The organism is uncultured Aquincola sp., from assembly GCF_964001545.1.
Taxonomy (GTDB): domain Bacteria; phylum Pseudomonadota; class Gammaproteobacteria; order Burkholderiales; family Burkholderiaceae_C; genus Aquincola.
On record NZ_CAXFDV010000486.1, the window covers coordinates 1 to 6,954 of the forward strand.

Annotated in this window: 9 protein-coding genes and 1 pseudogene; 6 read left to right on the forward strand and 4 right to left on the reverse strand. The window is 67.5% G+C overall.

Features of this window, described 5'->3' with window-relative positions; genetic code table 11:
• From ABNT58_RS16600 to lysM, 4 genes and pseudogenes are all read left to right on the forward strand, one after another.
• Nucleotides 1-391 (forward strand): annotated as a pseudogene (locus tag ABNT58_RS16600) (urease accessory protein UreE); the annotation flags it as partial.
• Nucleotides 388-1,098 carry an urease accessory UreF family protein gene (locus ABNT58_RS16605; RefSeq protein WP_348754559.1) on the forward strand — a complete coding sequence of 237 codons (711 nt, stop codon included), beginning with the start codon at nt 388-390 and terminating at the stop codon, nt 1,096-1,098. The pseudogene ABNT58_RS16600 and the gene ABNT58_RS16605, both read left to right, overlap by 4 nt.
• 28 nt (nt 1,099-1,126) lie before the next feature.
• On the forward strand, nt 1,127-1,771 hold the full coding sequence (gene ureG / locus ABNT58_RS16610) for an urease accessory protein UreG (protein WP_348754560.1): 645 nt from the start codon (nt 1,127-1,129) through the stop codon (nt 1,769-1,771).
• Nucleotides 1,772-1,886: 115 nt separating this feature from the next.
• Nucleotides 1,887-2,399 (forward strand): peptidoglycan-binding protein LysM, encoded by a 513-nt coding sequence (gene lysM / locus ABNT58_RS16615; protein WP_348754561.1) that lies wholly within the window; start codon nt 1,887-1,889, stop codon nt 2,397-2,399.
• Between the two features lie 10 nt (nt 2,400-2,409).
• Here the strand turns inward: lysM and ABNT58_RS16620 are convergent, their stop codons facing one another.
• Nucleotides 2,410-2,634, reverse strand: a complete 225-nt coding sequence (locus tag ABNT58_RS16620) for a (2Fe-2S)-binding protein (RefSeq protein ID WP_348754562.1) — start codon at nt 2,632-2,634, stop codon at nt 2,410-2,412.
• Between the two features lie 82 nt (nt 2,635-2,716).
• Complete coding sequence (gene bfr / locus ABNT58_RS16625; RefSeq protein WP_348754563.1) at nt 2,717-3,193, reverse strand: bacterioferritin; 477 nt, start codon at nt 3,191-3,193, stop codon at nt 2,717-2,719.
• A 155-nt stretch (nt 3,194-3,348) separates the two neighbouring features.
• Between bfr and corA the strand changes: the two genes are divergently transcribed.
• Nucleotides 3,349-4,317 carry a magnesium/cobalt transporter CorA gene (gene corA, locus ABNT58_RS16630; protein ID WP_348754564.1) on the forward strand — a complete coding sequence of 323 codons (969 nt, stop codon included), beginning with the start codon at nt 3,349-3,351 and terminating at the stop codon, nt 4,315-4,317.
• A gap of 91 nt (nt 4,318-4,408) precedes the next feature.
• Nucleotides 4,409-5,596: a phospholipase A gene (locus ABNT58_RS16635; RefSeq protein WP_348754565.1), complete on the forward strand. Its 1,188-nt coding sequence runs from the start codon at nt 4,409-4,411 to the stop codon at nt 5,594-5,596.
• A gap of 34 nt (nt 5,597-5,630) precedes the next feature.
• Here the strand turns inward: ABNT58_RS16635 and ABNT58_RS16640 are convergent, their stop codons facing one another.
• Both ABNT58_RS16640 and ABNT58_RS16645 read right to left on the reverse strand, forming a co-directional pair.
• On the reverse strand, nt 5,631-6,650 hold the full coding sequence (locus tag ABNT58_RS16640; RefSeq protein ID WP_348754566.1) for a S49 family peptidase: 1,020 nt from the start codon (nt 6,648-6,650) through the stop codon (nt 5,631-5,633).
• The coding region (locus ABNT58_RS16645) for a Rieske 2Fe-2S domain-containing protein (RefSeq protein ID WP_348754567.1) at nt 6,647-6,954 on the reverse strand (308 nt) is incomplete at its 5' end. The genes ABNT58_RS16645 and ABNT58_RS16640, both read right to left, overlap by 4 nt.

The window sequence follows — 6,954 nt, forward strand, 5'->3', positions numbered from 1 at the left end:
CAACCGACATGTGCAGCTGCAGCTCACGCCCGACCATCTGAAGCTGGAACCCGACCATGTGCTGGCCGACATGCTGCGGTCCATGCACCTGATCGTGACCGAGGCGAACGAGGGCTTCGAGCCGGAAGGCGGCGCCTACGCGGCGGGTGCGCACGGGCACGCCCACGGCCATGACCATGGACACTCGCACAGCCATGACCATGGCCACGCGCATGCCCATGATCACGCGCAAGGACACCATCACGACCACCACCACGACCACGGCCACAGCCACGCCGCCGCACCGGCCCCCGACCGCAAGCCCATCGCCATCCCCATCGCCGCCGCCCCAGCGCCGCATGTGCACGGCCCAGGCTGCGGGCACGATCACGGCCACGGCCATTCGCATTGAGCTCCGCCGCCCTGCCCGCACCGCTGCCCGCACCCGCGCTGCTGCAGCTCATCTGGCTGGCCTCACCGGCGCTGCCGGTGGGAGGCTTCAGCTACTCCGAGGGCCTGGAAGCCGCGGTGGACGCCGGCCTGGTGACCGGTGAAGCCGCTGCCCGCGACTGGCTGCTCGACCAGCTGACGCTGGCACTGGGCCGCGCCGACCTGCCGGTGCTGGCCCAGGCCTTCAGCGCCTGGCAGCAGCAGGACGTGGCCCGCATCACCGCACTCAACGACTGGGTGCGCCACACGCGCGAGAGCCGGGAGCTGCGCCAGCAGGCCGAGCAGATGGGCCGCTCGCTGGTGGAATGGCTGCGCAACAGCGACGCACGGGACGACCCGCGGCTGGCCACGCTGGCCGCGCTGGCGCCCGCGCCCACCTGGCCGGTGGCCTTTGCGCTGGCCGCTGCCCGCAGCGGCGCACCGGCCGATGCTGCGCTGCAGGCCCATGCCTTCGGCTGGGCCGAGAACATGGTGCAGGCGGCGCTCAAGGCCGTGCCGCTGGGCCAGAGCGCCGGCCAGCGCATCCTGCAGGCATTGCTGGATCGCATCCCTGCCGTGGTCGAGTCCGCGCTGGCCTGCACCGACGACGACCGCCAGGCCTTCACGCCGATGCTGGCCATCCTGTCGGCTCGCCACGAAACGCAGTACTCCCGCCTATTCCGTTCCTGAACGTCTTCAGCCTGAAGCAGCACCCACCATGAGCACCGCCCTGCACCACATTCCCCGCCGCACGAAGAAACTGCCGCCGCTGCGCGTGGGCGTGGGCGGCCCGGTGGGCTCCGGCAAGACCACGCTGGTGGAGATGCTCTGCAAGACGATGCGCGAGAAGTGGGACCTGGTGGTCGTCACCAACGACATCTACACCAAGGAAGACCAGCGCCTGCTCACCGTGGCCGGCGCGCTGGAGCCCGAGCGCATCATGGGCGTGGAAACCGGCGGCTGCCCGCACACCGCCATCCGCGAAGACGCTTCCATCAACCTGGAAGCGGTGGACCGCATGCTGGACAAGTTCCCCGATGCCGACATCGTGTTCATCGAGTCCGGCGGCGACAACCTGGCGGCCACCTTCAGCCCCGAGCTGAGCGACCTGACCATCTACGTGATCGACGTGGCAGCCGGCGAGAAGATTCCGCGCAAGGGCGGCCCCGGCATCACCAAGAGCGACCTCTTCGTGATCAACAAGACCGACCTGGCGCCGCACGTGGGCGCCGACCTGGGCGTGATGGAAGCCGACACCCGGCGCATGCGGCCCAACCGCCCCTTCGTGATGACCAACCTGCGCACCCACGCCGGGTTGGCCGAGGTGATCGACTTCATCGAGACCAAGGGACTGTTGCGCTGAGCCTCCAATCCGCCCGCGCTTCGTGACATAGGCCGCCCGGGGCTGCTCGGCCCGGCCGCCGGGCATGCCCGGTGCCTAGCATCAGCCGCCTTTACCCCTACACGAGGAGAATTCCATGGGTCTGATGTCCTTCATCAAGGAAGCCGGCGAAAAGCTGTTCCATACCGGCGGCGACGCCAAGGCCGCCGCACCGGCCGCCACCGCTCCGGCGGCACCAGCCGTGGATGTAGCGGCCCTCAACGAAAAGGCCAGCGCAGCCATCGCCAATTACGTGCGTTCGCAGAACCTGTCGACCGATGGCATCGACATCCAGTTCGATGGCGCCAGCAGCACGGTGACGGTCAGCGGCACGGTGGCCGACCAGGCCACCAAGGAAAAACTGCTGCTGTGCTGCGGCAACGTGCAAAACGTGGCCGGCGTGAACGACCTGCTGGTGGTGGCCCAGGCAGCCGAGCCTGAGTCGCAGTGGTACACGGTGGTGTCGGGCGACAACCTGTCGAAGATTGCCAAGCAGTTCTACGGCAACCCGAACAAGTACCCGGTGATCTTCGAGGCCAACAAGCCGATGCTCACGCACCCCGACAAGATCTACCCCGGCCAGATGCTGCGCATCCCGCCCGCGGCCTGATCGGGGCGGCTTACACCACAGCGCGGCGATGCAGGTGCACCACCTGCGTTGCCGCCTGTGCCGGGGCGGCCGCGGCCACCGCGTCATCAAACACCTGGCGGGCGCAGTCTTCACAGCAACCGCAGTTGCGCGCGATGCAGGTGTCGTCCTGCAGCATTTCAAAGTCGGCCACGCCTTCGCGCACGGCGCGTTGGATGTCGCGGTCAGAGATTCGGTGGCAGAGGCAGACGATCATGGCGGGCGCAGCAGTGAGCTGGCCGCCAGTCTACAAGAATGCGAATCCTTCTCGTTTGTAAAAACCTACGGATTCTGCGGCTTCAGCTGATCTCGCCCACCGCCAGTTGCAGGTAGTTCTGCTGGCCGATCTTGTCCACCAGTTCGAGCTGCGTCTCGATGTGGTCGATGTGCTCCTCGGTGTCCGACAGGATGTCTTCGAGCAGCTCGCGCGAGACGTAGTCGCGCACGGATTCGCAGTAGGCGATGGCGTCCTTCAGCAGCCCATGCGAGCCCTTCTCGATCTGCAGGTCGCAGCGCAGCACTTCCACCGCGTCTTCGCCGATCAGCAGCTTGCCCAGGTCCTGCAGGTTGGGCAGGCCCTCCAGCATCAGGATGCGGTCCATCAGCCGGTCGGCGTGGTTCATCTCCTCGATCGACTCTTCGTACTCCTTCTTGGCCAGCTTCTCGAAGCCCCAGTTCTTCAGCATGCGGTAGTGCAGGAAGTACTGGTTGATGGCCGTCAGCTCGTTCTTCAGCTGGGCGTTCAGGAATTCGAGGACCTTGGGGTCGCCTTGCATGCATCTTCTCCTTGTGGGCGCAAGTGCGGATTGTGCGCGTGCGGCGTTGCGTGCAGCCCGCATGTCCCCCGGGCTGCGGTCTTGCTGCGAATCATTTGCAGCACCAGGCGCCAGCGGCAGCGCTACAGTGCCCGCCACACGAGGAGACCGGTTCCATGCTCATCAACTGTGTCGTCTACCAGGACGGCAAGAAGCTCGCAGACATCACCGTCGACGACATCAGCGATTACGTCACCCGGGAGGACTGCTTCGTCTGGGTGGCCCTGCTGGACGCCACCGACGCCGAGCTGCGCCAGATGCAGCGTGAGTTCGGCCTGCACGAACTGGCGGTGGAAGACGCACGCCATGGCCACCAGCGGCCCAAGGTGGAGGAGTACGGCGACACCGTGTTCGCGGTGATGCACACGGTGGAGATCGAGCCGGGCGGCGAGCTGCGCGTGGGCGAAGTGAACGTGTTCGTCGGGCCCAACTTCGTGCTGTCGGTGCGCAACCGCAGCAACCAGGGTTTCCTAGGCGTGCGCGGCCGTGCCGAGCGCGAGGCCCACCTGCTGCGCCATGGTTCGGGCTTCGTGTTCTATGCGCTGATGGACGCGGTGGTGGACCGCTACTTCCCGGTGATCGACCAGCTGGAAACCGAGCTGGAAGAAATCGAGAACCGCATCTTCGACCGCGGCCGCGGTCGCGCCAACATCGAGAACCTGTACGGCCTGAAGCAGCGCATCCTGATGGTCAAGCATGCGGTGGCGCCGCTGATGGAGGCCACCGGCAAGCTGAGCATGGGCCGCGTGCCGCGGGTGTGCGACAACACGCGCGAGTACTTCCGCGACGTGTACGACCACCTCACCCGCATCAACAGCACGCTGGATACGCTGCGCGAAACCATCGCCACCGGCATCCAGGTCAACCTGTCGATGGTGACGATCGAAGAATCCGAGGTGACCAAGCGGCTGGCCGCCTGGGCCGGCATCTTCGCGGTGGCCACCGCCTTCGTCGGCATCTGGGGCATGAACTTCGAGCACATGCCCGAGCTGAAGTGGCAGTACGGGTATCCGCTGGCGCTGGGCATGATCTTCACCGCCTGCGGCATCACCGCCTGGCGCTTTCGCCGCGCCGGCTGGTTGTGAGCGAATCGGTTACAGGCTCGGGGCTTGCCTAGGCTTGACGGTGCGTTTTTTCGCACGCCCCTACACTGCGCGCCCAAACCGTCCGCCCACGATGAACGTCCCACCTTCCAAGCCCGCCGGCGCGATGCCGAATCGACTGGCCCTGCCACTGCTGGCAGCAGGCACCCTGGCCGCCGCCGCCGCGCCTGCCGGGGCGCAGCAGGTGCCGGCCACCGTGGCCGCCTCGGCCCCCTCGCCCGGCGTGCAACGGTTGACGATGGCCGACTGCGCCACCATCGGCCCGGCCGCCGACCGCCTGGCCTGCTACGACAACCTGGCCGGCCGGGCGCCAGCCGATCCCGCGCCGGCCGCCGCAGTGGCACCGCCCACGCCCGCTGACGGCTCAGCCGTGCCCGCCACCTCGGTGCTGGCGCCCAAGGACACGCCGCTGGCACCAGCCAACAGCCCGGCCGGCGAGCAAAGCCTGCTGTCCAAGTACTGGGAGCTGGACCCGCAGGACAAGCGCGGCACCTTCAACTTCGTGGGCTACCGGCCCAACTACGTGCTGCCGGCGCGCTACACCGACCGCATCAACCGCAACCCCAGCTCGCCCACCCAGGCCGCGGTGAACCAGCCCAACGCACGCCGCGTCGAGGCCAAGTTCCAGGTGTCGTTGCGTACCAAGGTGGCGCAGGGGCTGGTGTTTCCGAATGCCGACCTGTGGCTGGCCTTCACGCAGCAGGCCACCTGGCAGGTGTACACCGGGGCCGATTCCAAGCCCTTCCGCAACACCGACTACGAGCCCGAAGCCACCTATGTGGTGGCCACCACGCCGGGGCTGCGCAGCCTTCCCTTCGGCTGGCAGTGGCGCTACACGCAGCTGGGCATCGCCCACCAGTCCAACGGCCAGTCCGACCCGCTGTCGCGCAGCTGGAACCGGGTGTACCTGGGCGCGGGTTTCGAGCGTGGCGACTGGTCGTTCAGCACCCGCTTCCTGCGGCGGCTGAAGGAATCGATCGACGACGACAACAACCCCGACCTGGTGGACTACCGCGGCCGTGGGGAATTCCAGCTGAATTGGGCGTCGGGCCTGTCCACCGCCTCGGTGCTGTACCGCACCACGCTGAAGAACGGCCACTACGGCGCGCTGCAGCTGGAGTACACCTACCCGGTGTTCAAACAGCAGCCCAACGGGCTGCGCTGGTACCTGCAGATGTTCAGCGGCTATGGCGAAACGCTGACCGACTACAACTTCCGCCAGACCAGCCTGGGGCTGGGCGTCACCTTCCTGCAGTTCTGAAACCAAAGTCCGCGGCGGGCACCGCGGACCGTCTTCAGCGGATGGAGCCCAGCGAGCGCATCGCCTTGACCGCGCCTTCGCCCATCGCAGCGCCGAAGCGCTTGGCCAGGCGTTCGGCCACGTTTTCCTTGGGCGTGTAGTCGATCACCTCTTCGGCCTTGACCACCTCGCGCGCCACGTAGTCCAGCGTGCCGGTGTGGTCGGCCAGGCCCAGCTTGATCGACTCTTCGCCGTTCCAGAACAGGCCCGAGAAGGTGTCCGGCGTTTCCTTCAGCCGGTTGCCACGGCCTTCGCGCACCACCGCGATGAACTGCTGGTGGATCTGGTCGATCATCGCCTGGGCCAGCGCGCGCTGGCGCTCGGACAGCGGCGAGAACGGGTCCAGCATGCCCTTGTTTTCACCCGCGGTGATCAGCCGGCGTTCCACGCCCAGCTTGTCCATCAGGCCGGTGAAGCCGAAGCCGTCCATCAGCACGCCGATGGAGCCGACGATCGAGGCCTTGTCCACGTACACCTCGTCGGCACCGACGGCGATGTAGTAGGCGCCCGAGGCGCAGATCTCCTCGACCACCGCGTACACCTTCTTGCCGTGCTTGGCCTTCAGGCGGCGGATCTCGTCGTACACCATGCCGGCCTGCACCGGGCTGCCGCCGGGCGAGTTGATGCGCAGCACCACCGCCTTGGCATTGGCGTCTTCAAACGCCGACTTGAGCGCGGAGTTGATGTTCTCGGCGCTGGCCTCGGTGTCGGCGGCAATCTCGCCGCGCACTTCCACCAGGGCGGTGTGCGGGCCGGTGGGCGCCGCATGCTGCACGCGCTGCACGAACAAGGCGTACAGCACGGCCAGCGTCACCGCCAGCCACACCACGCGGAAGAACACCCGCCAACGGCGGTCGCTGCGGCGTTCACGCAGCAGGCCATCGGCCAGTTGTTCAACGGCGGATTCCAGCGGCGTGTGGCGCGCGGCAGGCGCGGCGGCTGCAGGAACGGGGGCGGGGGCAGCGCTGGTGGGCGGCAGCGGATGTGCCGACGGCGCGTCGTCTTGGGGGGTCATGCGGGGGCGCTTTCGGAGGGCGGCGCGTCGAAGCTGACGGGCCGGATGTCGCGTGAAGGATACCAATACACCTGGCCGTCACGCTCTTGCAGCGTGATGGCCGTGAGCTTGCCGCGGCCACATGGGCCGCCCACGCACCGGCCGTCGGCCGGCTCATACGCGGCGCCGTGGATGGAGCACAGGATCCAGCGGCGGTCCATGTCCAGGAACTGGCCTTCCTGCCAGTCCATCTCGGTGGGTACATGCACGCAGCGGTTGACGTAGCCCACGACGCGGCCGTCGAAACGCAGCGCAAAGCCGCGCG

What these genes read in the sequence shown, in the direction of transcription:
- ureG (WP_348754560.1), top strand. Translation starts at nt 1,127, where the DNA reads ATGAGCACCGCCCTGCACCACATTCCCCGCCGCACGAAGAAACTGCCG.
- lysM (WP_348754561.1), top strand. Translation starts at nt 1,887, where the DNA reads ATGGGTCTGATGTCCTTCATCAAGGAAGCCGGCGAAAAGCTGTTCCAT.
- ABNT58_RS16620 (WP_348754562.1), bottom strand. Translation starts at nt 2,634, where the DNA reads ATGATCGTCTGCCTCTGCCACCGAATCTCTGACCGCGACATCCAACGC.
- bfr (WP_348754563.1), bottom strand. Translation starts at nt 3,193, where the DNA reads ATGCAAGGCGACCCCAAGGTCCTCGAATTCCTGAACGCCCAGCTGAAG.
- corA (WP_348754564.1), top strand. Translation starts at nt 3,349, where the DNA reads ATGCTCATCAACTGTGTCGTCTACCAGGACGGCAAGAAGCTCGCAGAC.
- ABNT58_RS16635 (WP_348754565.1), top strand. Translation starts at nt 4,409, where the DNA reads ATGAACGTCCCACCTTCCAAGCCCGCCGGCGCGATGCCGAATCGACTG.
- ABNT58_RS16640 (WP_348754566.1), bottom strand. Translation starts at nt 6,650, where the DNA reads ATGACCCCCCAAGACGACGCGCCGTCGGCACATCCGCTGCCGCCCACC.